The following is a 22,786-nucleotide window of genomic DNA, read 5'->3' on the forward strand; positions in this document are numbered from 1 at the left end:
AGCGCGCTCCGGTAGCGCAAAGACGATGCATGTGGTTCGATTTGCAGTGAAAGGCCGGGCATCTTCCCCCGTGGATGCCCGGCCTTTTCTATGCACGATCCGCGGGGAAGGCAGGCCTCATGACAGTCCCCGGCAACCTCCACGCACAGCTCACCGGCAACGCCCCGCCCCGCCGCACGCAGCTGCCCGACGGCTCCCCGGTCTGGCTGGTCACCCGCTACGCCGACGTCCGCGCGCTGCTCGCCGACCCGCGTCTGTCGGTCGACAAGGCCAACGGTGACGGCTCCTGGCGCGGTTTCTCCCTGCCGCCGGCCCTCGACGCGAACCTGCTCAACATGGACCCGCCCCACCACACCCGCATCCGGCGCCTGGTCTCGCAGGCGTTCACCCCAGGCCGCGTCGAGGGTCTGCGCCGTTACCTCTCAGTGCGCTTTAGTTAGCACACGGTTGGTAGTCCTGCCTTGCGGTAGGACGGTCCCGGTCTGACCCGCTGGTGCGGTGCCGGGTTCACGCTTCACGGCCACCTGCCCGCTTGCGCGGGTCTTCTGGTCGGCTCCACGTGCTGCCACCGGGCCACTCCCGGCGGTGTCGAACTCGGCCGCGAGGGCGGCCAGGTTCAGTGCGGCGTTGCGGTCCCGGTCGATGACCAGGCCGCACGCCGCGCATTGGTATTCACGCTCGTGCTGGGCCAGCTTGGTTTTCACCGTGCCGCATGCCGAGCAGGTTTTCGAGGACGGATACCAGCGGTCAGCCACCAGCAACCGGCCGCCGTTCCACGAGGTTTTGTACGCCAACTGCCGACGGATCTCGGCGAAGCCGGCGTCGGCGATGTGCCGGGCCAGCTTGCGGTTGGCCAGCATGCCGGTCACGTTGAGGTCTTCCACCACGACCGTGCCATGCTCGGCCGCGAGGCGGGTGGTGAGCTTGTGCAGGCCATCACGGCGCAGGCTCGCCACTCGCGCGTGCGCGCGGCCGAGCCGGGCAGCCGAACGCTCCCAGCGTTTCGATGCCCGTCGCCCGGTACGCCGATCGGGGCCGGTCTTGCGTGACAGTGCCCGGCCGAGAGCGCGCATCCGCCGCTGCGCGGCCACGAGGTGACGCGGGTTGTCTACCAGCTCCCCGGTGGACAGCACCGCAAGGTGCTTGATCCCGACGTCCACACCGACCACCGATCCGGGCCGGGCCGGGGTGCGCTCGGCCCGCTCGACCTCGACGGTGAACGACACGTGCCACCGGCCGCCGTCGCGCCGCACGGTCGCGGACATGATCCGCGCGGTGTCGTTGTCCAGGCGGCGGGCCAGTTTGCGGGCTGACTCGTGCAGCTTCAACCGGCCCAGCCTCGGGAGAACCACGTGTATCTGGTCCGGCTCGACCCGGATCGCCCCGGTCGTGAACCGCACCGACGGTGTGGTGCGGCGGCGGGACTTAAACCGGGGAAACCCAACCGGCCGTCCTGCCCGTGTGCCTTTGCGGGAGCCGGCCCAGTTCTTCAACCCCCGGGCCAGGGCGTCCAGGCCGGTGTTGAAAGCCTCCTTGGACACCTCGCCCCACCACGGCGCAACCTGCGGTTTCGCCGCGTTCCATGCCTTACGCAGACCGGCTAGGGACCAGGACAGCGACGGCGTCAACTGCTCGTCGGGCACGCCGTAAGATCGTTCGGCGGCCCGCTGGTCCATGACCGCCTTGACCCGGGCCAGAGCCCAGTTGTGCGCGACCCGGGCGGCACCGGCGTGCGCCAGCACGTCGCGTTCCTGACCGGCGGTGAGGTCGAGGGCGAACCGGTACGCCTGGATCGTCTTCACGCCGGGTCCTCGGTCACGGCTTCGACGGCCCGGCGAACACGGTTCGCGGCGCGACGGCCGTACAGGCGGGCGCAGAGCGAGGTCAGGATCTCGGTCACGTCGCGGACTAGGTCGTCATCGACCTCGGCCGGGTCGACCACCAGCAGGCGCCGTCCCTGCGCGGTCAGCGCGGCTTCGACGTACTCGGCGCCGAACCGGGCGAACCGGTCCCGGTGCTCAACCACAATCGTCGACACGGCCGGATCACGAAGCAGCGCAAGAAACTTCTTCCGGTGCCCGTTGAGTGCTGATCCGACCTCGGTGACCACCCGGTCGACGCCGAGTTTCTGCCCGGTGGCCCACACGGTGACCCGGGCGACCTGCCGATCCAGATCCGATTTCTGATCAGCCGACGACACGCGGGCATACACCACGATCTGCCCCGTCCCGGCCGACGTCGCGGTGACCGGTTTGCCAACCATGATCAGACGGCCAATCCGGTAGGTGGGAACGGGCAGCGTCCCGGCCGCGTACTGCCGCCGAGCGGTGATGTACGCGATCCCGGTCGACGCCGCCCATTCCTTGAGGTTCACACGAGCACCATAGCTGCCCTAAGAGCGCTAAAGATGCATGACCCGCCAACAGTTGCCTACCCCCTGATCCGGCAGACCGCGGACACCCTCCTCGACCGCATCGCCGCCACCGTGGACACCCGTTCCGCACCCGGCGGCGAGGCCGATCTGATCCGCGACTACGCCGGCCCGCTGCCGGTCACCGTCATCTCCGAGCTGCTCGGCATCCCGGCGGCCGACCGCGACGCCTTCCGGGACTGGACCGGCACGATGCTGCTCCCGCCGGGCGGCGACCGGGCCGCGGCCGCCCGTGCGATCGGCGCGATCCACGCCTACCTGCAGCAGCTCATCGCCGCCAAACGCGCCGAACCCGCCGACGACCTGCTCTCCGCGCTGATCGCGGCCCGCGACGACGGCGACCGGCTCGACGAGGACGAGCTGACGTCCCTGGCGTTCCTGCTGCTGCTCGCCGGTTACGAGAACACCGTCCACGCCATCGGCACCGGCATCCTGACCATGCTGAGCCACCCCGGCCTGCCGCTCGACGTCGAGGAACTGCTCCGGCACGACCCACCGGCGACCGTCCTGCTGCGCCGGTTCCCCACCGAGGACGTCGAGGTGCCCGGTGCCGTGCTGCCGCGCGGGGAGACCGTACTGCTCGTGGCCGGCGCCGCCAACCACGACCCGGAGACCTTCGCCGACCCCGGCGAGTTCCGTCCCGGCCGCGCCGCCGGCCACCTCAGCTTCGGCCACGGCATCCACTACTGCGTGGCCGCCCCGCTGGCCCGCATCGAGCTGGAGATCGCCATCGGCGCCGTGCTGCGCCGCTTCCCGGCCCTGCGCCTGGCCGTTCCCGCCGCCGACCTGCCGTGGCTGCCGTCGTTCCGCGCCCGCGGCCTGGCCGCCCTCCCGGTCCTGCTCACGTGACCCTGCCGGTCAACCGGTTCGGCGGGGCGTGGGGCCGGGCCGGTCGCTGATGCGCCCGGCCGGTCAGGACCGCCACGGACTCGCGGCATGCCGCTCAGTCGCAGCAGCCGCGACGAGTACCCGGATCCCGCCGGTGAGAACGCGTGGGGAAGATCGACTGATGTTCAGAGGTCGCCTCGAACGCCGTCGCTCGGCCGGCGAAAGCCTTGGTCGTCGCCCGACCTCTACCGGGAGATCTCCCTCTTTGAAGAAGTGCCTACAGCAACCGCAGGAGAGCGTCCTGCCACTGGATGGAGTCGTCATTGGACAGCGCGACGAGGCCGGCGCCGTCAGGAAACCAGCCCACCAGTGACTTGTAGCCCGGGTTGTCGCCGGTGTGTAGCGCAGCGGGACGGCCGTCGAGGCTGCCGATGTAGTGTCCGTAGCCATAACCGGTCAGCTCGAGCCGCCTGTCGGGACTGCGGTCGGGCTCGAGGAATGTCGAGTGCTGGGTGCGCATCAGCGCCAGCGAGTCATGGGAGACGAGCTTGCCGGCGCGCAACGCGTCGGCGTATGCGATCAGATCCTCAGAGGTCGAGCAGATGTCGCCTCCTCCGATCATCGATGCAAGGTCACACGGCTCTACCGGATCGCCGGCGTGATGGCCTGCTACCACGACCTGGGGGCGGGACCCGCTGGCGGTCGATGTCAGGCCCAGTGGCTGGAGGATTTTCTCGGAGAGCAGTTCCGCATACGGCTTGCCTGTTGCCCGTTCCGCGACGATGCCGACGACGATGAAGGCCGGAGTGGAGTAGTGGAACCGCGTGCCCGGCTCGAACTGAAGGGGGGCTCGCACGATGAGCTGCAGCTGATCGTCTCGGGTCACTGCCACGGACGGGTCCAGGCCGGGCACCTCGGTCCCATGACCGATGCCCGAGCTATTGCTGAGGAGATGATGCAGAGTAACGGCATGCCATGACGGAGGCGCCTCGGGCAGCCAGTAGCCGATCGGCTGGTGAAGGTCGAGCAGGCCCTCTTCAACGAGCATCATCGTGAGCGTCGAGGTGAAGTTCTTGCTTACCGAGGCGATCTGGAATCGAGTCTTGGGTGTGCAGCCACCGCCCGCGATCGTGGTGACCGGCCGGCCGTCATGCGTGATGGTGACGACCCCGGACAGTCCTTCAATCTCTGGCACGCACGCGAGCCTAGCAATGCCCGTTGCACAAGGGCCCTGACAGCTCGCTGGCTGGTCAGTCAGCGGAGTTCGGGCGAACCGACCTCGGGATGCAGGTGGCGGAACGCCGTCAGCCGGGGGAACTTCCGGTCGATGATTTCTGGATCTCTTAGGTCCGTGCGCTCACCGATCAGGTCCTCGGGACCATCCGGGTCGTATCCCAACGGCCAGGTGCCGCTGACGACGATGTGTGCTTCGGTCATGAACTCGTCGAACCACAGCGCTCGGGCGTTGCTCGCGTCCGCGGCGAGTTCGACGAGGTTGTCCGAGTCCTCGATGATCCCTTCGACCGCTGTACGGCCGTACGAGATGATCCAGTCCTGGATCTGACACAGGTCTTCTTCTTCGACTGAGCCGAGCAGCAGGCAGACCGCATCGGTCACCGGCCATGAGGACAGGCGGGATCGTGCTCGTTCCCAGAGCCGGACGAACTCGGTCACGTCGGCGGGACTCAATGATCGGAGACGACGGAACAGGATGCGCGACGCCAGCTCGGTGTCGTTCGCGCTTTCCCGCCGGCAATCGGCGACGACTGCCCAGAACGTCTCCTCGTTCACCGACGTACCGTAGCAGCGGAGCGAATCGCCGCGGCTGTTGTCCATTGCGACCAGCCGCGGGGGCGCCGAGCGATCGGCTGTCAGAAGCGGACGCCGCCGTGGCGGTAGCCGCCCAGGGTGTCGGCGGTTTTGGCGACCAGGGCCGCCCCCAGGTCGACGCCCAGGTATTCGGAGAGTTCCAGGGTGCGGATCAGGATGTCGGCGAGTTCCAGGCTCAGCGCGTCGTCCGGCCGCCGGGCCGCCGGATCCAGATCGACCGTCCGATCGCGGATCTCCTGCAGCGCCTCCGCCACCTCGCTCTGCAGCAGCGCCATCCGGGTCGCCGCCACGTAGGCCCGCCCGCTCGGGTGGGCCCGCTCCACCTCGCCGGCTCCGGAGAACAGGTCGATCTCCCGGGCGTACGCGTGGGCGCTGCGCTGTGCCTCCGGGAGCAGCCGGGCCAGCGCCTCGATGTGCCGTAGAGCCTCGCTCACCAGGCGTCACCGTCCGTTTCCTGAGCATCCGCCGGTCGTCTTGGTCACAAACCGCTACCCACCTCGGGCATATCCACTTCAGCGGCTAGGTGGACATGAGGGCCGCTCGTATGATCCTCGCCATGTCAAACCCGCCCCACCTCGACGCGGCGACCGAGAAGATCCCGCTGCCGGAGCAAGAGCCGCAGCAGACGCAGGAGCCGCCCGCCAAGCACAAGAAGCCGAGCAGGCGCATGCGCTACGCCCTGATCGCTCTGCTGGTCGTCGTGCTGCTCGGCGTGGGTGGCGCGGTCGCCGGCGGTTTCTACCTGCGTTCCGTCGAGAAGGGCATCGAGCGTGTCGACGCCTTCGACGGCGTCCCGGAGCAGGAGCGCCCGCAGAAGGAGGCGACCGAGGCCCGCAACATCCTGATCCTCGGCAGCGACTCCCGCGACCCGGAGAACACCGGCGGCTCCCGCAGCGACACCCTCATCGTCGCGCACCTGCCGGCCGACCGGTCCAGCGCGCAGCTCATCTCGATCCCGCGGGACACCTGGGTGGAGGTGCCGAAGAGCAAGGACGGCAAGCACGGCGGCACCGAGGCGAAGATCAACGCGGCGTACGCCTGGGGCGGTGTCCCGCTGGTCGTGCAGACCGTCGAGAAGTTCACCGGCGTCCGGATCGACAACGTGGCGATCATCGACTTCGCCGGCTTCCAGGACATCGTCGACGCGGTCGGCGGGGTGGACATCGACGTGCCGCAGGATTTCACGTCCATTCACGAGCCGTTCCGCCGGTTCCGGGCGGGGGTGCAGCACATGGACGGCGCCACCGCCCTCGACTACGCCCGCCAGCGCAAGCAGTTCCCGGACGGCGACTTCGCCCGCATCCGCCACCAGCAGCAGGTGATCAAGGGCGTGCTGAACAAGGCCGTGTCCGCCGGCACCCTCACCAACCCGGGCCTGCTCACCGACCTGATCGAGGCCACCGCCGACGCCGTCTCGGTCGACAAGACCCTGTCGATCATCGACACCGCCACCGAGATGAGCGGCCTGCGCGGCGGCGACCTCTCCTTCATGACCAACCCCACCAGCGGCACCGGCACGGTGGGCACCGAGAGCGTCGTCTTCCCCGACGAGGACAGGACCAAGCAGTTGTACGCCGCCGTCAAGCGCGACTCCGTCCCCGACATCCTGAAGGCAGCGGGGGAGTGACGGGTCAGCCCCGGGATCTCGCCGCGGTCCGGTGCGCGTCGGCCACCTGAAGCACGAGCTGCCCGGCGAACTCGAGCGCCCCGACCCGTACCGCGAGGGCCCGGGTCGGGTGCGGGTGACCGTTGCGGGTGAGCCGGGCCAGCCAGCGTTTCTCCAGCTTGCGCCGGCCCACGACGGCCGCCACGGTGAGGCCGAGCAGCGCCGCGCCCACGACGGCCTTGCGCTTGTCGAACGGCACGGCCGGCTCGTCGCCACCGGACACCGGCTGCGGCTCGGACACGAGGAACGGCCGGTCGCCGACCACCAGCTCCCGCGTCTCCGGCTCCGCCTCGGTCTCGTCCGGCTCCGGTTCCTTCGGTGAGGTGACCCAGCCGATCGTGGTCACGGCGGCGGCCGTGCCGAACCGGGCCAGGCGTCGTTTCGCCGGGGGGAGTTCCCGCGCGGCGATCCAGGCGATGCTGAGTGCTGCCTGCATCGCCGCGACCGCGACGGCACGCTGATAGGAGACGGTAGCCATGGCGAAACGGTAGCCCCGCCGGTCAACGCGGCTGCGCTTCACCGTCGGCCTCCCCCAGGTCTGCGTCCCGGAGAGCGGCGGCGCGCACCGGGTTTCCGGCATCCGCTTCCGGAACCTCACGGTCGGCAACGTCACCCGCAACAACTCCATGCTGAGAATCAAAATCAGGATTCGGTACGGGTCTGCAGAGAACCGTGAGCCACACCGCGACGCAGGTGGCCCACCGGACCGCGACGCGGCCGCCGGGCTCATGCGGTGGTGACGGTGTGACCGGTTCCGCGGAGGGGACGGGTCACGCCCGTCCGGTCGTTCGTCGGGTGTCAATGGACTTACCGGCGCGCGTGTGAATCGGATAGCGGACATCCGATGAATGATGGTCATCGCATCGAATCCGGTAATGATGCATGCGGCGTACCGTTCGTTGAATGATCATTCGGAGATCGCATTCATGGCCGCTGACCTCAGCACCTCCGCCCGCCAGGCTCTGCTCACCCTGCTGGTGCGCGCGGACCGGGTGTCGAATCCGGAGCTCCGCAAGGATTACCGGATCGAGATCACGAAATCGGCCCGCGAGGAGCTCGCCGCCGCCAAACTGATCGTTTTCGGAAAAGGCCCACGGAATGCGATCTTCTACGAATTGACCGACCTGGGCTGGGCCCGCGCCCGCGCCGAGTTCCGCTCGCCCCCACCGGACCGGGTCGCCGGCGCCTGGCTGCTGCACTACGCCACCCTGCGTCACCTGGCCGCCCACCTGGACCGCACCGACCATCAGCTGGCCGACGTGTTCGCCGAGCCCGACCCGGGCCCATCCACCGGCGACACTTCCACCGACGGACCGGACACCGGCGGACCGGACAGCGGCGGACCGGACGGTGCGGGCTCTGTCGAGGACCGGATCCGCAGCGCGTACCACGAACTCGCCGCGGCCCCCGGCGACCTGGTCGCGCTCGCCGCGATCCGGCAGCGCCTGACCGGCGTCGACCGCACCGACCAGGACCGGGCACTGACCGACCTGGACCGCCGCCGCGAGATCCACCTCGACCCCGACCCGGCCCGTCACCAGCTCACCCCCGACGCCCGGGACGCGGCGATCCTCATCGGCGGCGAGGCCAAGCACCTGATCACGATCGGCCGCCCGTGATCGAGCAGGACCAGCGGCGCGCGCTGACCGAGCTGCGGCGTCTCGACTGGGCGCCCACCCCCGAGGACGTGTGGACCGACCTCGACGTGCACCTCGACGAGCTGAACGGGACCGCCGGCGCTGCGGTGCTGCAGGCTTTCGAGGAGGCCGAGGCCCGCCGCACCGGCAGCCCGCTGGGCCTGGTCGTCGAGGGCCAGCACGGCTCCGGCAAGACGCACCTGCTGCGCTGGGCGCGGGAGAAGGTCCAGCAGCGGGAGGGCTACTTCTTCCTGATGGGCATCGCCGACGGGCGCACCTTCTGGCCGAACATCGTGCACACCCTGCTGCGCGGGCTGCGCCGCTCCGGCTACTACCGGCACACCCAGCTCGCCATGTTCCTGGAGCGTCTCAGCGAGCGGGCGGAGATCCCGAGCGCGTTGCGCCGGCAGATCCGCGGGCAGGCGCCGCTCACCCCGGCCGCCCTCGACGCCTTCGTCACCGGGGTGCGGGTCGCCGATCCGGAGGCCGGCCGGGACTGCCGGTTCACGCTGCGCGCCCTGGTCCTGCTGGCGGCCACCGACCCCGAGGTCGCCGACCTGGGCGAGTCGTGGCTGCTGTCACTGGCCGAGCCGACGCCCGCCGACGCCGAGCGGTGGGGCCTGCCCCGGGTCGGCAAGTCCGAACAGGACGTGGCCGTGGAGATCTCCCGGCTGCTCGCCCTCACCGGCCCGAGCATGCTGGCGGTCGACCAGATCGACGTCATCTTCGCGCAGAGCGACCCCGGCCGTACCGCCGCGATCGCCGCCGACCTCGGCCACGGATTGATGGACCTGCGGGAGAAGCTGTTCCGGACGGTGACCGTGGTCGCCTGTCTCCCGACCTCGTGGGAACGGATCCGGCACGGCGCCCCCGGCGGCCGTTTCCGTCAGGAGAGCCGGCTGCGGCGGCTGCCGTCGCGGGACGTCGGGGAGCGGCTGATCGCCGCCCGGTTCGCGCCGCTCTTCGAGGCCGCCGAGTTCAAGCCGCCCTACTTCACCTGGCCGATCCTGCCGGAGGCGTTCGACGCCGCCCCCGACCACACGCCGCGGCAGCTGATCGAACGCGCCGACGAGCACGTCCGCTACTGCCTGGCCCGCGACGAGGTCGTGCCGCTGGCCGATCTCGCCGCGCACCGGGAGAGCGAGGCGCCGCCCGCCCGCCCGGCCGGCGGTGAGCAGCTCTCCCGCCTGGACGATCGGCTGCGGCAGCTCCGCGACGCCGCCGACGTGACCGCCGCGCTGGACCCGTCGACCGAGGACGTGGTCATGTCGCGGCTGCTGGAGGCCGGGTTACGGGCGTGGGCGGTCGAGCGGGGCGGCGGCCGGTACGCCGTGCAGCCGGTCGAGCAGGGCAACCCGTCGGCGCACGCCTGGCTCTGCGAGACCCTGGACTCGGAGATCGAGGACGAGGCCCACTGGTACTTCCGTGGTCTGGCGCACTCCAACGCCCGTGCGGTCCAGGCCCGGCTGGCCCGGTTGCGCAGCCTCGCCGGCCTCGACCCCGCGGTGAGCAAGCGGCGCGCGATCCTGCTCCGCAACGGCGACTGGCCGACCGGGCCGGTCAGCGCCCGGATGCGCACCGAGTTCCTCGGCCTCGGCGGCGTCATCACCCCCGTCGACCCGGCCGACCTGCGCACCTTCGCGGCCCTGGCCGTCCTGCTGGAGGAGAACGACCCGGCCCTGCCCGACTTCCTGCGCACCCGGCGCCCGGCGGGCCGGACCACCCTGTTCAGCGACGTTCTCGGCTCGCCCGCCACCGACGTGCCGCCACCGTCCGCCGTTCCCTCCGCCGCCACTGTCTCATCGGCCGCCGCCGTTCCCTCCGCCGCCGAGGTCTCCCCGATCCTCGCCGGTTCCGCCGCGGTCGCCGGTCCGCCCGCCGCCACTGTTCCACCCGGTGTCGCCGTCCCGCCTCCCACCGCACTCCCGGGCGCCGGGGTCGCGGAGGCGCCGGCCGGGGAGCCGTCGGTCCGGGCCGGTGTGGTCACCGAGTCCGGCGCGGCCGTCGAGCTGACCCTGGAGTCGCTGCGCAAGCACACCGTGATCTTCGCGGGCTCCGGCTCCGGCAAGACCGTGCTGATCCGGCGGCTCGTCGAGGAGTGCGCCCTGCACGGGGTGTCGGCGATCGTCCTGGACCCCAACAACGACCTGGCCCGCCTCGGCGACGCCTGGCCGCAGCCACCCGACTCGTGGACCGGCGACGACGCGGCCCGCGCCCGCGCCTACCTGGACGGCACCGACGTCGTCGTCTGGACCCCGCGCCGCGAGTCCGGCCGTCCGCTGACCCTGCAGCCGCTGCCCGACTTCGCCGCCGTCCTCGACGAGCCCGACGAGTTCGCGCTGGCCCTGGACGCGGCCGTCGCCACGCTCGCCCCGCGCGCCCGGATGGCCGCGAGCACCGCCAAGGCCGACCGCGGCCGGGCCGTGCTGCGCAAGGCTCTGGAGCACTTCGGGCGTGCCGGCGGGCGGGGTCTCGGCGACTTCACCGACCTGCTCACCGACCTGCCCGACGAGGCCACCACCCTGGGCCGGGCCCGGGAACTGGCCGCCGAGATGGCCGAGACCCTGAAGGCCGCCATGGTCAACGACCCGCTCCTGGCGGGCACCGGCACACCCCTGGACCCGGGCGTCCTGCTCACCCCGCCGGCCGGCCGCCGCGCACGGGTCTCGGTGATCAACCTGATCGGGCTGAACAACGACGACCAGCGGCAGAGCTTCGTCAACCAGCTGCAGATGGCGCTCTTCTCCTGGATCAAACGCCACCCGGCCGGTGACCGTCCGCTCGGCGGCCTGTTCGTGATGGACGAGGCGCAGACGTTCGCCCCGTCCGGCGCGCAGACCGCCTGCACCGAGAGCACGCTCGCCCTGGCCGGTCAGGCACGCAAGTACGGCCTGGGACTGATCTTCGCCACCCAGGCGCCCAAGGGCATCCACAACCGCATCGTCGGCAACGCCGCCACCCAGTTCTTCGGGTTCCTGAACAGCCCCGCCCAGATCGCCGCCGCCCGGGAGGTGGCCCAGGCCAAGGGCAGCGCCGTCCTGGACATCTCCCGCCTGCGGACCGGCCAGTTCTACGCCGTCACCGAGGGCCGCCCGTTCCGGAAGATCTCCACCGCGATGTGCCTGACCCATCACCCGAAGAGCGCCCTCACCACCGAGGAGGTACTCCGTCGCGCCCGGCCCTGACGCACAGCGACGGAGCGTACCGTCGACATCGTGCGCAAATTGGCCGTACCGCTGATCCTCGGTCTTCTGATCCTCGCCGGCGTCCCACTGCTGCGGAGGACCCCGGCCGACAGCGGCGTCGCGGCCCGGACGACCGTCGCGGCGGCCGCCCCGGCCGTCCGCAACGTCATCTTCGTCAACGGCGACGGCATGGCGGCCGCGCACCGGGAGGCCGGGCGGCTCTTCCTCGCCGGGCCCGGCGGCAGCCTCACCATGGACCGGTTCCCGTATTCGGGGCAGCTCAGCACCAGCCCCGCCGACCCGGCGTCGATCGTCACCGACTCGGCCGCCGGGGCCAGCGCGTGGGCCACCGGCAAACGCACCTACAACGGCGCGATCAGCGTGGACACCGGCGGCAAGGCGCTGCCGGCGCTGGGCGCCCAGGCGAAGAAGGCGGGCCGGGCCACCGGGCTGGTCACCACCTCACAGGTCACCGACGCCAGCCCGGCCGCGTTCTTCGCCAACGCCGTCGACCGGGACGCCGAGGACGACATCGCCCGTCAGTACCTGGAGGTGTCGAAGCCGGACGTGATCCTCGGCGGCGGCGAGGACTGGTGGCTGCCCAAGGGCAGGCCCGGCGCGTACCCCGACCGGCCCGCCGCCGACCCCACCGAGTTCAGCGTCGGCACCAAGGGCGACCTGATCGCGAAGGCCCGCAAGAACGGCTACCAGTACGTGTCGACCGCCGCCCAGCTCGCCGCGGCGAAACCCGGCAAGCTGCTCGGACTGTTCGCCAACGAGGAGATGTTCCAGCAGCGGAGCGAGGGCCGGGGCGACGTCTACCAGCCGGTCGTCGGCCTCGCCACGATGACGCAGAAGGCCCTCGGCGCCCTCTCCACCGACCCCGACGGGTTCTTCCTGCTGGTCGAGGAGGAGGCGATCGACGAGTTCGCGCACGCCAACAACGGCCGCCGGGTCCTGCAGGCGATGGGCGAGCTGGAGCGGACCGTCGCCGTCGTCCAGTCGTTCGCCGCCGCCCACCCCGGCACCCTCGTCGTCGTCACCGGCGACCACGAGACCGGCGGCCTGGCCGTCGCCGACCCGACCGGCGTCACCGGCGAGGACGGCCCGTTCCCGGTCAAGGGCACCGGACTCCGCTTCGCCATGAAGTGGACCACCGGCGGCCACACCGCACAGGACGTGCCGGTCTCCGCCTACGGCCCGCTCGCCGAGAAGTTCACCGGCAAGCACCCCAACACGTACGTCCACGAGGTCCTCGCCCCGATCCTGACCGGCTGAGGCGGCCCGCAGGCGGCGATCGGCGTCGCCCTCGCCGGACGAGGGCGAGACCCCCGACTGATCAGATCGTGAATCCGCCGTCCACGTTGACGGTGGCCCCGGTGATGTAGGCCGCCCGCGGACCGGCCAGGAACGCCACCGTCGCCGCCACGTCGTCCGGCTCCGCGTACCGGCCGAGCGCCGTGAACCCGGTGATGGTGGCGGCGTCGGGCCCGTCGGCCGGGTTCAGGTCGGTGTCGGTCGGGCCGGGGTTCACCAGGTTCACCGTGATCGAACGGGGGCCGAGCTCCCGGCCGAGCGACTTGGTCAGCCCGATCAGCGCGGTCTTGCTCGTCGCGTACAGGGAGAAGCCAGGGAAGACCGCCCGCTCGGCCATGTTGCTGCCGATGTTGACGATCCGCCCGCCGGCCGGCATGTGCCGGACCGCCGCCTGCGACGCCACGAACGGCGCCCGCACGTTCACGGCGATGGTCTGCTCGAATGCGTCCAGGCCCAGCTCCTCCAGCGGTCCCAGCAGGAACGTGCCGGCATTGTTGACCAGCACGTCGAGCCGCCCCGACCGGCCGGCGGCACGGTCCACGGCGGCGACCATCGCCGCGGGGTCGGCGCTGTCGGCCCGTACCGCGGTCGCCCGCCCGCCCGTCGCGCGGATCCGCCGTACCGTCTCGTCGGCGCTCCGCTCGTCCTGCTGGAATGTCAGCACCACGTCGGCGCCTTCCCGCGCCAGCCGTAGCGCCACGGCCGCGCCGATGCCGCGGCCACCTCCGGTGACCAGTGCGACCTTGCCCTCGAGCATGTTGTCCATGATTAGAGCCTGGTCGATGCCGGCGCCGTCGTCTGGCGGGGAACGGACGCCGCGTTCGGCGTTCACCAGGAGAACGGCCGGCCGTCGCCGTCGTAGCCGATCCGGTTGAGGCCGGCCGGCCCCTGGCAGCACTTTTCGAACGACACCCACAGGTAATGGTGGTCGCCGTGCCTGGTCAGGTAGGTCACCTCGGTCGCGGTGTCATCGCGGGCCGCCAGCCGGCCGGCGTCCCCGACGGGCGGCCGGGCGCCACGACCGCGGCGGAGCCGGCTGCGGGCGCACCCCGTCGCGCGCCCGCAGCGCCACCATGCCCGCCGCCACGGTGGCCACCAGCACGGCTGCGGCCAGGGCTCTTCGGCTCAGGGACAGTGCCAAGATGTTAACGGTCACATTGCCGCCGTCAAGGCTCCGGTGTGACCGGCTCTATATTTACGAACGGTCGGTCGTTTTGTAGGTTGGAGGGTATGACACAGGACGGCAGGCTGGTACGCGGGGAGCGGACCCGCAGCGCGGTGCTCGAGCAGGCTCTGCTGCTGGCCACCGTCTCCGGGCTCGACGGGCTGTCGCTGAGCCAGGTCGCCGACGCGCTCGGGGTCAGCAAGTCCGGGCTCTTCGCACATTGGCGGTCCAAGGAGGCGCTGCAGCTCGCCGTCATCGACCAGGCCCGCCGGCAGTGGACCGAGCTGGTCATCCGCCCGGCCATGACCGCCCCCGCCGGGGTGCGCCGGCTGTGGGCCGTGCACGACAGCCGGCTCGCCTTCTACGAGTCCGGCGTGCTGCCCGGCGGCTGCTTCTTCGCCAACGCCCACTTCGAGTTCAACGCCCGCCCGGGTGTCGTCCGCGACCGGCTCGCCGCCGAGCTGACCGACTGGATGACCTTCCTGACCGGGCTCGCCGCCGAGGCCGTCACGATCGGCGACCTGCCCGCCGGCGTCGACCCGGGGCGGCTCGCCTATCAGATCGAGGCGCTCGGGGTCTGCGCCGTCATGCAGTCCCCGGTCCTCGGCGCCGAGACCACCTGCCGCCAGGCGCGCAACTCCCTGCTGGAGCACCTGCGCACCGTCGCCACCGACCCCACGACACTCCCGGAGCCGCAATGACCACGCCGACCATCACCCACGGGGCCGTCGAGCACACCCCGGTTCACTTCGACGACCTGGACGCCATGGGCATCCTGCACAACTCCCGCTACGCGGTCCTGGTCGAGCGGGCCGTCGGCCAGTGGTGGGCCGACCGCGGCGTCTCCTTCACCGGCGGCCGTCCCACCTCACCCGACGCGTTCAACGCCGTCCGCGAGTACGGGATCACCTTCCACCGGCCGGTGACCTCGGTCGGCGACATCGCGGTCCACTTCTGGCTGGCCAAACTCGGCACCACCAGCGCCGACTACCGGTTCCGCGTGACCTCCCTCGACGGCGCCGACGTCTACGCCGAGGGCCGCCGCGTCAACATCCGCCTCGACCCGGCCACCATGCGCCCGGCCCCGTGGACCGACCACGCCCGCGGGCTCGCCGCCGCCCTGCTCGGCGCCTGACCCGCTACCGTCTCCCTCTCCGTACGGCCACCGCCACTGCGGCGATCACCAGCACGACGACGAGACAACAGAGCATCTCCCACGGTTTGATCGCTGTCACGCCTGCTGACCGTACCGACGGCGGTCAATATCGCCGGGCTCGGTCGCGATCGTGTCCACCTTTGCCGAGCCGGTCAGCTACGCCTCCAGGCCGATCGAGGCCGTCGGCTGACGGCTCTCCGGTCCCCTCGTCCGCGCCGGTTGCCGCCGGCTCGTCTGCCTCGGCTGTCGACTCCACCTTCACGACCGGTGGGCCGGCCTGTTCGTCCTCGGCGAGAGGGCGCGGGTCCCCGAAGTGATCGGCATGCTCCGCCTCGTCGAGGAGACCGAGGTGCAGGGCGCCCGTGCACCACCCCTCACGATGCCAGGGTGCGGCCGAGGGACGCCGTCGGTCCGATCGAGCGGCCTGCGGTGCTGACCGGAGGGCCGGCGGCGGGCAGGACCACGACCGGGGGCTGCTCGCACCCGCCACGTCGGCGATCTGCCGCCGGATGCTCCGCACTTGTCTGATGGTCCACCATCTCGGCGGGGCCCGGAACAGGGGGCCCGCGGCTACCGCCTCCGTCGCGTCACGGCCACCGCCACCCCGGCGATGACCAGCACGACAACGAGACAGAGGAGCAGTTGGTACGGCTTGATCGCGCCCATGGCCACGGACCGTACCGTGAATGGTCAAGGCGGACCACCGACCCGCCGGGCGCGCGGGGTCAGGGGCGCGAGGGCGCCGGATGGTCGTCGGGGCGGCGGCGGCCCCGTGCGAGCAGGCAGCCCAGTCCGCCGAAGGCCGCGAAGACCGGCGTCATGAGGATCGGGTAGAGGAATCCGAACACGATCAGCGGGTCGTTCCAGCCGCCGGCGATGTCCCGCAGTGCCACCAGCGCGGCCAGGACGAACTGGGGGACCGCCGCGCTCAGGATGATCCGGCTGGTGATCGCCGGTGAGTGCCAGCAGGCCACGGCGACCGGTACGGCCAGCAGGAACCCGGCCGGCCACAGATTCGGGTCGGCGAGTTCGACGTGGAAGTCGGACGGGCCGGTTCGGGTGACTCCGCTCGCGGCTGCAAGTGTTGTCACCACGTGGGCGACGGAGAGCGCGAACACCACGGTGAGCGCGGGCGGCCGGGTGCGGAGGTCGCGAAACATCCGGTCATCGTTGCAGGCCGTCGTCGATGGAGTCCACATTTCGGGGAGACGGGTGCGGGATGGGATCATGGCGCGATGACGGCTGGAGGGGAGCGCCCGTGACGCAGGTGGACGTGGCCGAGGCCGGCGCCGGAGTGCCGCGTGGGTGGATCAGGGCGGTGGTCGGCGTCCAGCTGTACGTGCTGGTGTCGTACGTGGCCACCGCTGTCGTTCCGTATCTGTGGGCGCCCCGGGCGTACCCGCCGCTCTGGCTCTGGGTTGTTCCCGGGTGGCTGCTCGGTGTGCCGGGCTACTTCATCACGACCGCGGGGGCCGTCCTCGCCGTGCCGCTGGCGGTGCTCGGTGTGGCCGTCGCGGTGGCCGCCCGGCGGCGGGGGTCGGCGCGCCTGGCCGGCTGGAGCGCCGGGGCCGCCGTCCTGACCACGCTGTACGCGATCTTCAGCCTGACCCCGCCGGGGCTGTACCTGATCGGGTTCGTGGCCGACTGACAGCGGATCGCGGACACCCCGGCGGTCGCGCCGCGGCCGGGACGGACCGCGGTGGTCGCGTCGTGGCCTGGGGAGCGGCGTGGGTCGTACCCCATCTCCGGCTTTGACCGGGCGCGGCGGAAACCGCGCCCGGCCCGCTGATCAGATGCGGTCGGCGGCGATGAGCAGGTAGTGGAAGCTGTTCTCCCGGTAGGCGGTCAGGAACGACTCCTCGATGCCGGTGGCGACGCCGGAGCGTGCGCGCAGCTCCCAGTACGGGATGGTCGCCGCGGTCAGGTCGATCACGTTGATCGGGACGAGGCCGTTCGCTGCGAGGGCCTTGAAGTACTGGCTGCGCGGGTGGATGTCGCACGTGTAGTGCTCGTTGATCCGGCTGACCGCCTTGGAGCGCAGGCCGGTCACGTCGTTGGCGCAGCCGGTGATGCACACGTAGCGGCCGCCGAAGCGGAGCAGGCGGGCGAACTCGGCGTACAGGTCGAAGAGATCGACGTACATCGTGGTCTCGTTGGTCCAGATCGCCTGCCGGGTGTTGCCGGGCAGCTGGGTCTCCAGCATGTTGCGGAAGTGGAAGCGGACCTTGTCGGCGATGCCGCGCCGCGCGGCCTGCTCGTTGGCGAAGCCGACCTGGTATTCAGAAATGGACACGCCGTCGACCTCGCAGCCGAACCGCTGGTGGGCCATGAAGCTGGTGCCGCCGCGGCCGGAGCCGCCGTCCAGGATCAGCTGCTCGGGGCCGACCGGGCCGAGATGGTCGAGCAGCAGGTCGGCCTGGGCGCTCTCCAGGCGGTGCAGCTCGGCGATGATCCGCTGCTCACGGGTGTCGGCCGGGCCGTCCAGCACGGTGGGGTCGTACGGGCCCACGCCGTAGTGGTGGTGGTAGAGGTCGTCGACCTCGCCGAGACGCAGGTTCACCGGGTCGTCCCGGTTGGTGTTCCAGTACGCGGCGACGGACTTCTCGAAGTCGGTGCGGAGGATCGTGCTGGTCATCTCAACTCCTCTGGTGGTATCGGCCGGTGGTGGCGTGCCAGCGCCGGCTGCCGCCGAGCCAGGCCCAGGTGTCCGCGAGGAACCGCCGCAGGTTCGGCGATCCGGTGGCGCTGAGCCGGCCCGCCAGGCCGACGAAGGTGTGCATCAGCTCGTTGTGGATCTCGACGGTGCGGGCCGTCGCTTCCCGGTGGCTCAGGCCCTCGTTGATCTGCAGCACCCGCGGCAGGTTGAAGTCGGTGTCCGACTCGGCCGGGCCGGAGTGCAGGTCGTTGACGAGGACCGCGGCGTTGCCCGCGGTGGTGTAGGCGCGCCGCACGTCCGGCAGGTAGAACTCGTGCGCCGGCAGCTCGTAGCCGGCCAGCACGTCGACCAGGATGATCGGCGGCAGATAGCTGTTGAGATGCCGCTGCACCAGGTACTCCCAGACCGGTGGGGTGCGCCGGTTGACGTGCCAGTCGGCCTCCTGTGTCCAGGCCAGGAAGAGGATCGCCATCTGGTGCTGGAAACGTCCGTACTGGGCCGGCGACGCGTAGACCGCCAGGTGCTCCATGGCCGTGCGGAACGCCTCCGAGATGGGCTGCAGCCGGTGGTAGGCGGCCATGTCGGTGGCGTACCGCGGGACCATCTGGGCCGGGTCGACCACCGAGATCAGCCGGGCCAGCCGCGACCCGACCACGGTGGGCTCGGCGCCCAGCTCCACCTCGTCGACGTAGTAGTCGTCCGCCGCCCACTCGGCGACCAGGCATTTCGTGGCCATGAGCAGGCGGTCGGCGTCGTGGACGGCGGGATGGGCGAGCATCATGAAACGGCCGAAGCCGTACGACCGGAGTTTGTCCAGCCGGCCGGGGTAGATGCCGACGTCTCTGGCCCAGGCGATCAGCGCGTCGTCGACGGCTTCGCCGAGTGCCGGATCGTCCCGGATCGCGTCCGGACAGAACAGCCGGCCCTCGGCGGGCGGCGTGATCAGCGGGCCCAGGAACGCGCGGGCCGCGGACATGCCCAGGGCGGGCAGGAACGAGCGGAGATCCGGCGACGGCGCATCACGCATATCAGAAATTACCGACATGTCAGTGCGAAAGTTCGACGTGGTCGAGGATGCCGAGCGCGTCCGGCACCAGCACGGCCGCCGAATAATAAGCACTGACCAGGTACGACATGACGGCCTGATCGTTGATGCCCATGAACCGCACGTTGAGCCCCGGCTGGTACTCGTCCGGGATACCGGTCTGGTGCAGGCCGATCACGCCCTGGTTCGACTCCCCGATCCGCATCGCCAGGATCGAGGTGGTGTGCGTGTGGCTGATCGGGATCTTGCCGGACGGCAGGATCGGCACGCCACGCCACGACGGAACCGTGTGCCCGTCCATGTCGACGGTCGGCGGGTAGATGCCACGTTTGGTGCACTCGCGGCCGAACGCGGCGATCGCCTGCGGGTGTGCCAGAAAGAACCGGGTGTTACGCCGCATGCTCAGCAGCTCGTCCAGGTCGTCGGGGGTGGGCGGGCCGCTGCGGGTGTGGATGCGCTGGCGCAGGTCGGCGTTGTGCAGCAGGCCGAACTCCCGGTTGTTGACCAGCTCGTACTCCTGCCGCTCGCGCAGCGCCTCGACGGTGAGCCGCAGCTGCTGCTCCAGCTGGTCCATCGGGTCGTTGAACAGGTCGGCGACCCGGGTATGGATCTTCAGGATCGTCTGGGCGACGCTCAGTTCGTACTCGCGCGGGTTGGTCTCGTAGTCGACGTAGGTGCCGGCCAGGGTGGGTTCGCCGGAGTGGCCGGCCGCCACGGCGATCGCCGCCTCGCCGTGCTTGTTCTGCGGGCGGCGCGACTTGTCCCGGAAACCCTCGACGTGCTCGCGGAGGTTCTCGCTGCGCGACGTCAGCTCGGCGAACGCCGTCCGGGGCAGCGCCAGGACGGTCACCGCGGTCATCGCCTTGGCGGTGTACGCCCAGATCGGGTCCTCGGCGACGAGCACCTGCTCGCCGAACGTCTCCCCGTCGGCGAGCACACCCAGGCTGAGCGGGTCGCCGTACGCGCCGACGCCGACCTTGTCCACCTTGCCGTGCGCGATCAGGTAGAGGTGGTCGGCGATCGACCCGAACTCGACGATCACCTCACCCGGCTGGTACTCCTGCTGGACGAACCGGTCGGCGATGCCGCGCAGCAGCTCCTCGTCCTCGATCCCGGCGAGCACCTCGATCTCCCGCAGCTCGCTCGGCACCACCCGTACCGCGGCGCCGGTGTTGGTGAAGGTCAGCCGGCCGTCGCCGAGCCGGTAGGTCATCCGCCGGTTCACCCGGTACGAGCCGCCCTTCACCTCGACCCAGGGCAGGGCGCGCAGCAGCCACCGGGAGGTGATCTCCTGCATCTGCGGGACCGACTTGGTGGTGTGGGTCAGGTTCCGCGCGGCGACGGTGCTGAGGCTCTGCCGGTACTCCTGGTCCTGTTCCTCACGGGTCTTGGCCGGTTTCACTGAACTGGTCACGGTTGTCAACGCCCCGTTTCATCCCGGAATATGGCTTACATCTAGCCCGTTTTATCCCAGAAAAACGCAGGTCAACGCAGGTTTGACGGTTTTGCCGAGTATCCGCCGCCCGGGGTCGTGCCCGGGCACCGGCCAGGGACTCACCCTGGGGCGACCCCGGGCGCCCGCGAGCGACAGTCGTCGGCGTAAGCGAACCAGCTAGGGAGCTGACGATGGTGGACTTCAAGATCGAGGTCGTGGTTCTGCCGGTCGCCGACGTGGACCGGTCCCGTGACTTCTACAAGAGCATCGACTTTCGCGAGGACGTCGACTTCACCGGCCCGGACGGCTTCCGGGTCGTACACCTCACCCCGCCCGGATCGGCCGCGTCGATCATCATCGGCGCCGGGGTCACCGACGCCGAGCCCGGCTCCGCCCGCGGCGTGCACCTGATCGTCGACGACATCGTCGCCGCCCACGACCTCCTGGTCGCGCACGGGGTGCCGGTCAGCGAGGTGTTCCACGACGCCGGCGGGGTCTTCCACCACGCCGGGACCACCGCCCGCGTCGGCGGCCCGCACCCCGGCCGGCAGTCCTACGGCTCGTTCCTGTCCTTCACCGACCCGGACGGCAACGAGTTCTTCCTGCAGGAGGTCACCGAACGCCGCCCCGGCCGGATCAGCCACGTCGTCTACGACTCGGCCGCCGCGGTCGAGGCGGCGCTGCGCGACGCGGCCATCGCCCACGGGGAGTACGAGGCCACCGTGCTCGACGGCAAACACGACGAGGACTGGCCGGCCTGGTATGCCGCGCACATGGCCCGGGCCGCCGGACTATGATGGCCGGAACCCGAATCACCGGTCCGGGAACCATGTCGCAGATGGGCCGGTGACCTCGACGAAACGAGGAGGGATGGGCGGCGCACCTGTTGCTGCCCACCTTTCGAAAGGTTCGTCATGGACATCGGTCTGGGTCTGCCCGTCGGCGCCCCCGAGCAGCTGCTCGACTGGGCCCGCGCCGCCGAGGCCCACGGTTTCAGCACGGTCGCCCTGCTGGACCGCCTCACCTACCACAATCCCGAGCCGCTGACCGCGCTCGCTGTCCTGGCCGGCGCCACCCGCCGCGTCCGCCTGCAGACCGAGGTGCTGCTCGCGCCGCTGCGGGAGACGGCACTGCTGGCCAAACAGGTCGCCACCCTCGACCGGATGTCCGGTGGCCGGTTCGTCCTCGGCGTCGGCATCGGTGGCCGCGACGACGACCACCGCGCCGCCGGAACCCCGATCAACCAGCGGGGACGCCTGCTCGACGCGCAGCTCGCCGCGGTGCGGCAGATCTGGGACGGGCAGCCGTACCGCGACACCGTCATCGGACCGCGACCGTCCACGCCGGGCGGGCCGCCGATCCTCATCGGCGGCTTCGCCCCGGCCGCGCTGCGCCGGATCGCCCGCCACGCCGACGGGTTCCTCTGCGCGGCCGCGCTCAGCTGGGCCGGCCCGCTCGTCGACCAGGTCCGTGAACAGTGGGCCGCGGCCGGCCGCCCCGGCCGACCCCGCCTGGTCACCCAGGTCAACGTCGCCGCCGGCAGCGCCGCCACGATCGAGCAGGCCCGGCGGGCCGTCGCCGGCTACTACGCCTTCACCGGCCGGCCCGGCTGGGGCGAGCCGATCAGCGACCCGGCCGAACTCGCCGACACGATCGCCGCACACCGCGAATTCGGCGCCGACGAGTTGATGCTCTACTGCTGGGGCGACGACCCCGGCCAGGTCGAACACCTGGCGGCTGTCGTGGGCTGACGACCGGCCCGGAACAACCGGCGCGCTGCTGAACAGCTCGCGCATCTGCGGGACCAGGTGCAGGTCGTGGAGGACGCGGGTCTCCACGACCGACTGTGGTTCAGACCTCGCGGCACCACATCGATCAGAGTTCTCTGTGGTCAATTCCGGGCCTCGACGGCCTTGATGGTCTGGTCCAGGGCCTTGCCGAGGAACGGCTTGGCCACCGTGCCCAGCAGGAACCCGACGATCCGGCCCTTGAGGTTCTTGCCGTCGCGTACCACCACCGCGTCCAGGACCGTGCCGCCGTCCGGCTGCCGGGTCAGGGTGTACGTGTGACCCGACGCCCCGCCCCACACGTTCGAGTCGGTGGTCCGCATCACCACCCGGTACGGGTCGGACCAGTCGTAGCTGAGCCGCTCCCAGACGCCGCCCCCGCCCTCGGTCACGTCCGCGTGCGTCGGCCCCAGGTCGTGCACCGTCAGGAACGCGTCCGAACTGTTGGCGAAGACCTTCTCCCGGCCCGGCCCGAAGTCGGTGATCGCGGCGACGAACTGCTCGGGGCTGACCGACATGGTCCTGTGGAAGTGAATCGTTGACATGTGACGAGCCTCGCCGGAAACGGCGGCGGTCGAACCCGGGGGAGACCCTGGCGGGCACCCTGGCCCCGGTAGTGTCCGGGCGGACACCGCCGGGGAAGGACGA

24 protein-coding genes are annotated in these 22,786 nt (G+C 70.9%); 11 read left to right on the forward strand and 13 right to left on the reverse strand.

The annotated features are described in order from the left end of the window. Positions 1-119: 119 nt before the first annotated feature. On the forward strand, positions 120-440 hold the full coding sequence (locus BM290_RS22715) for a cytochrome P450 family protein (protein ID WP_203778998.1): 321 nt from the start codon (positions 120-122) through the stop codon (positions 438-440). Here BM290_RS22715 and tnpB read toward each other — a convergent pair. After that, complete coding sequence (tnpB, locus tag BM290_RS22720) at positions 423-1,802, reverse strand: IS607 family element RNA-guided endonuclease TnpB (RefSeq protein ID WP_093617211.1); 1,380 nt, start codon at positions 1,800-1,802, stop codon at positions 423-425. The two genes, BM290_RS22715 and tnpB, sit on opposite strands and share 18 nt — an antisense overlap. Continuing rightward, positions 1,799-2,374 carry an IS607 family transposase gene (locus tag BM290_RS22725; RefSeq protein ID WP_093617213.1) on the reverse strand — a complete coding sequence of 192 codons (576 nt, stop codon included), beginning with the start codon at positions 2,372-2,374 and terminating at the stop codon, positions 1,799-1,801. Before BM290_RS22725 ends, tnpB begins: the two co-directional genes overlap by 4 nt. A 33-nt stretch (positions 2,375-2,407) precedes the next feature. Here BM290_RS22725 and BM290_RS22730 point away from each other — a divergent pair, with 33 nt between their 5' ends. Next, positions 2,408-3,280 (forward strand): cytochrome P450, encoded by an 873-nt coding sequence (locus BM290_RS22730; RefSeq protein WP_093617215.1) that lies wholly within the window; start codon positions 2,408-2,410, stop codon positions 3,278-3,280. 256 nt (positions 3,281-3,536) lie between these two features. Here the strand turns inward: BM290_RS22730 and BM290_RS22735 are convergent, their stop codons facing one another. The 3 genes from BM290_RS22735 to BM290_RS22745 all read right to left on the reverse strand — a co-directional run bounded on the left by BM290_RS22735 (position 3,537) and on the right by BM290_RS22745 (position 5,523). Then, complete coding sequence (locus BM290_RS22735; RefSeq protein WP_177319851.1) at positions 3,537-4,454, reverse strand: serine hydrolase domain-containing protein; 918 nt, start codon at positions 4,452-4,454, stop codon at positions 3,537-3,539. A 59-nt stretch (positions 4,455-4,513) separates the two neighbouring features. Further along, on the reverse strand, positions 4,514-5,050 hold the full coding sequence (locus BM290_RS22740; protein ID WP_177319852.1) for a DUF4240 domain-containing protein: 537 nt from the start codon (positions 5,048-5,050) through the stop codon (positions 4,514-4,516). Positions 5,051-5,130: 80 nt separating this feature from the next. Next, entirely contained in the window at positions 5,131-5,523 is a 393-nt protein-coding gene (locus BM290_RS22745; RefSeq protein WP_093617221.1) for a nucleoside triphosphate pyrophosphohydrolase family protein, read from the reverse strand. Positions 5,524-5,645: 122 nt separating this feature from the next. Between BM290_RS22745 and BM290_RS22750 the strand changes: the two genes are divergently transcribed. Beyond that, on the forward strand, positions 5,646-6,716 hold the full coding sequence (locus tag BM290_RS22750) for an LCP family protein (RefSeq protein ID WP_093617521.1): 1,071 nt from the start codon (positions 5,646-5,648) through the stop codon (positions 6,714-6,716). A 4-nt stretch (positions 6,717-6,720) separates the two neighbouring features. On the opposite strand, the gene BM290_RS22755 is transcribed toward BM290_RS22750, so the two are convergent. Continuing rightward, positions 6,721-7,233 (reverse strand): hypothetical protein, encoded by a 513-nt coding sequence (locus BM290_RS22755; RefSeq protein WP_093617223.1) that lies wholly within the window; start codon positions 7,231-7,233, stop codon positions 6,721-6,723. A 448-nt stretch (positions 7,234-7,681) separates the two neighbouring features. On the opposite strand from BM290_RS22755, the gene BM290_RS22760 reads away from it, so the two are divergent. From BM290_RS22760 to BM290_RS22770, 3 genes are read left to right on the forward strand one after another with little or no spacing between them, the layout of a single operon-like run. Next, the gene (locus BM290_RS22760) at positions 7,682-8,374 is read left to right on the forward strand and encodes a hypothetical protein (RefSeq protein ID WP_143133883.1); all 693 of its coding nucleotides are present in this window, start codon (positions 7,682-7,684) and stop codon (positions 8,372-8,374) included. After that, positions 8,371-11,577, forward strand: a complete 3,207-nt coding sequence (locus BM290_RS22765) for a helicase HerA domain-containing protein (RefSeq protein WP_239143176.1) — start codon at positions 8,371-8,373, stop codon at positions 11,575-11,577. Before BM290_RS22760 ends, BM290_RS22765 begins: the two co-directional genes overlap by 4 nt. Before the next feature lie 30 nt (positions 11,578-11,607). Then, entirely contained in the window at positions 11,608-12,855 is a 1,248-nt protein-coding gene (locus tag BM290_RS22770) for an alkaline phosphatase (protein WP_239143177.1), read from the forward strand. 61 nt (positions 12,856-12,916) lie between these two features. Here the strand turns inward: BM290_RS22770 and BM290_RS22775 are convergent, their stop codons facing one another. Together BM290_RS22775 and BM290_RS50725 are read right to left on the reverse strand one after the other, a co-directional pair. Then, positions 12,917-13,660: an SDR family NAD(P)-dependent oxidoreductase gene (locus BM290_RS22775; RefSeq protein ID WP_093617525.1), complete on the reverse strand. Its 744-nt coding sequence runs from the start codon at positions 13,658-13,660 to the stop codon at positions 12,917-12,919. 62 nt (positions 13,661-13,722) lie between these two features. Then, entirely contained in the window at positions 13,723-13,848 is a 126-nt protein-coding gene (locus tag BM290_RS50725) for an arabinan endo-1,5-alpha-L-arabinosidase (protein WP_143133884.1), read from the reverse strand. 276 nt (positions 13,849-14,124) lie between these two features. Here BM290_RS50725 and BM290_RS22780 point away from each other — a divergent pair, with 276 nt between their 5' ends. Both BM290_RS22780 and BM290_RS22785 read left to right on the forward strand, forming a co-directional pair. Next, on the forward strand, positions 14,125-14,760 hold the full coding sequence (locus BM290_RS22780) for a TetR/AcrR family transcriptional regulator (RefSeq protein ID WP_093617229.1): 636 nt from the start codon (positions 14,125-14,127) through the stop codon (positions 14,758-14,760). After that, entirely contained in the window at positions 14,757-15,194 is a 438-nt protein-coding gene (locus tag BM290_RS22785; protein WP_093617231.1) for an acyl-CoA thioesterase, read from the forward strand. The genes BM290_RS22780 and BM290_RS22785 overlap by 4 nt, the downstream gene beginning before the upstream one ends. A 746-nt stretch (positions 15,195-15,940) precedes the next feature. Here BM290_RS22785 and BM290_RS22790 read toward each other — a convergent pair. Next, positions 15,941-16,375 (reverse strand): hypothetical protein, encoded by a 435-nt coding sequence (locus BM290_RS22790; RefSeq protein WP_093617232.1) that lies wholly within the window; start codon positions 16,373-16,375, stop codon positions 15,941-15,943. A 98-nt stretch (positions 16,376-16,473) separates the two neighbouring features. Here BM290_RS22790 and BM290_RS22795 point away from each other — a divergent pair, with 98 nt between their 5' ends. Beyond that, complete coding sequence (locus tag BM290_RS22795; RefSeq protein ID WP_093617234.1) at positions 16,474-16,863, forward strand: hypothetical protein; 390 nt, start codon at positions 16,474-16,476, stop codon at positions 16,861-16,863. A 141-nt stretch (positions 16,864-17,004) separates the two neighbouring features. Here the strand turns inward: BM290_RS22795 and BM290_RS22800 are convergent, their stop codons facing one another. From BM290_RS22800 to BM290_RS22810, 3 genes are read right to left on the reverse strand one after another with little or no spacing between them, the layout of a single operon-like run. Beyond that, a complete protein-coding gene (locus tag BM290_RS22800; protein WP_093617236.1) occupies positions 17,005-17,850 on the reverse strand; it encodes a geranyl diphosphate 2-C-methyltransferase in 846 nt (281 codons plus the stop codon). 1 nt (position 17,851) lies between these two features. Further along, complete coding sequence (locus tag BM290_RS22805; protein ID WP_177319853.1) at positions 17,852-18,898, reverse strand: family 2 encapsulin nanocompartment cargo protein terpene cyclase; 1,047 nt, start codon at positions 18,896-18,898, stop codon at positions 17,852-17,854. Between the two features lie 19 nt (positions 18,899-18,917). Continuing rightward, a complete protein-coding gene (locus BM290_RS22810) occupies positions 18,918-20,330 on the reverse strand; it encodes a family 2B encapsulin nanocompartment shell protein (RefSeq protein WP_239143178.1) in 1,413 nt (470 codons plus the stop codon). 212 nt (positions 20,331-20,542) lie between these two features. On the opposite strand from BM290_RS22810, the gene BM290_RS22815 reads away from it, so the two are divergent. Further along, positions 20,543-21,148 (forward strand): VOC family protein, encoded by a 606-nt coding sequence (locus tag BM290_RS22815; RefSeq protein ID WP_177319854.1) that lies wholly within the window; start codon positions 20,543-20,545, stop codon positions 21,146-21,148. A 117-nt stretch (positions 21,149-21,265) separates the two neighbouring features. Then, entirely contained in the window at positions 21,266-22,102 is an 837-nt protein-coding gene (locus tag BM290_RS22820; RefSeq protein WP_093617238.1) for an LLM class flavin-dependent oxidoreductase, read from the forward strand. A gap of 140 nt (positions 22,103-22,242) precedes the next feature. On the opposite strand, the gene BM290_RS22825 is transcribed toward BM290_RS22820, so the two are convergent. After that, positions 22,243-22,683: a hypothetical protein gene (locus BM290_RS22825; RefSeq protein ID WP_093617240.1), complete on the reverse strand. Its 441-nt coding sequence runs from the start codon at positions 22,681-22,683 to the stop codon at positions 22,243-22,245. Between the last annotated feature and the right edge of the window lie 103 nt (positions 22,684-22,786).

The organism is Actinoplanes philippinensis (assembly GCF_900113015.1).
Taxonomy (GTDB): Bacteria; Actinomycetota; Actinomycetes; order Mycobacteriales; family Micromonosporaceae; genus Actinoplanes; species Actinoplanes philippinensis.

Excerpts from the sequence above, each read along its gene's own strand:
- BM290_RS22750 (WP_093617521.1), top strand. The coding sequence starts at position 5,646 with ATGTCAAACCCGCCCCACCTCGACGCGGCGACCGAGAAGATCCCGCTG.
- BM290_RS22715 (WP_203778998.1), top strand. The coding sequence starts at position 120 with ATGACAGTCCCCGGCAACCTCCACGCACAGCTCACCGGCAACGCCCCG.
- BM290_RS22820 (WP_093617238.1), top strand. The coding sequence starts at position 21,266 with ATGGACATCGGTCTGGGTCTGCCCGTCGGCGCCCCCGAGCAGCTGCTC.
- BM290_RS22730 (WP_093617215.1), top strand. The coding sequence starts at position 2,408 with ATGCATGACCCGCCAACAGTTGCCTACCCCCTGATCCGGCAGACCGCG.
- BM290_RS22785 (WP_093617231.1), top strand. The coding sequence starts at position 14,757 with ATGACCACGCCGACCATCACCCACGGGGCCGTCGAGCACACCCCGGTT.
- BM290_RS22790 (WP_093617232.1), bottom strand. The coding sequence starts at position 16,375 with ATGTTTCGCGACCTCCGCACCCGGCCGCCCGCGCTCACCGTGGTGTTC.
- BM290_RS22805 (WP_177319853.1), bottom strand. The coding sequence starts at position 18,898 with ATGCGTGATGCGCCGTCGCCGGATCTCCGCTCGTTCCTGCCCGCCCTG.
- BM290_RS22815 (WP_177319854.1), top strand. The coding sequence starts at position 20,543 with ATGGTGGACTTCAAGATCGAGGTCGTGGTTCTGCCGGTCGCCGACGTG.
- BM290_RS22775 (WP_093617525.1), bottom strand. The coding sequence starts at position 13,660 with ATGGACAACATGCTCGAGGGCAAGGTCGCACTGGTCACCGGAGGTGGC.
- BM290_RS22825 (WP_093617240.1), bottom strand. The coding sequence starts at position 22,683 with ATGTCAACGATTCACTTCCACAGGACCATGTCGGTCAGCCCCGAGCAG.
- BM290_RS22760 (WP_143133883.1), top strand. The coding sequence starts at position 7,682 with ATGGCCGCTGACCTCAGCACCTCCGCCCGCCAGGCTCTGCTCACCCTG.
- BM290_RS22800 (WP_093617236.1), bottom strand. The coding sequence starts at position 17,850 with ATGACCAGCACGATCCTCCGCACCGACTTCGAGAAGTCCGTCGCCGCG.
- BM290_RS22780 (WP_093617229.1), top strand. The coding sequence starts at position 14,125 with ATGACACAGGACGGCAGGCTGGTACGCGGGGAGCGGACCCGCAGCGCG.
- BM290_RS22755 (WP_093617223.1), bottom strand. The coding sequence starts at position 7,233 with ATGGCTACCGTCTCCTATCAGCGTGCCGTCGCGGTCGCGGCGATGCAG.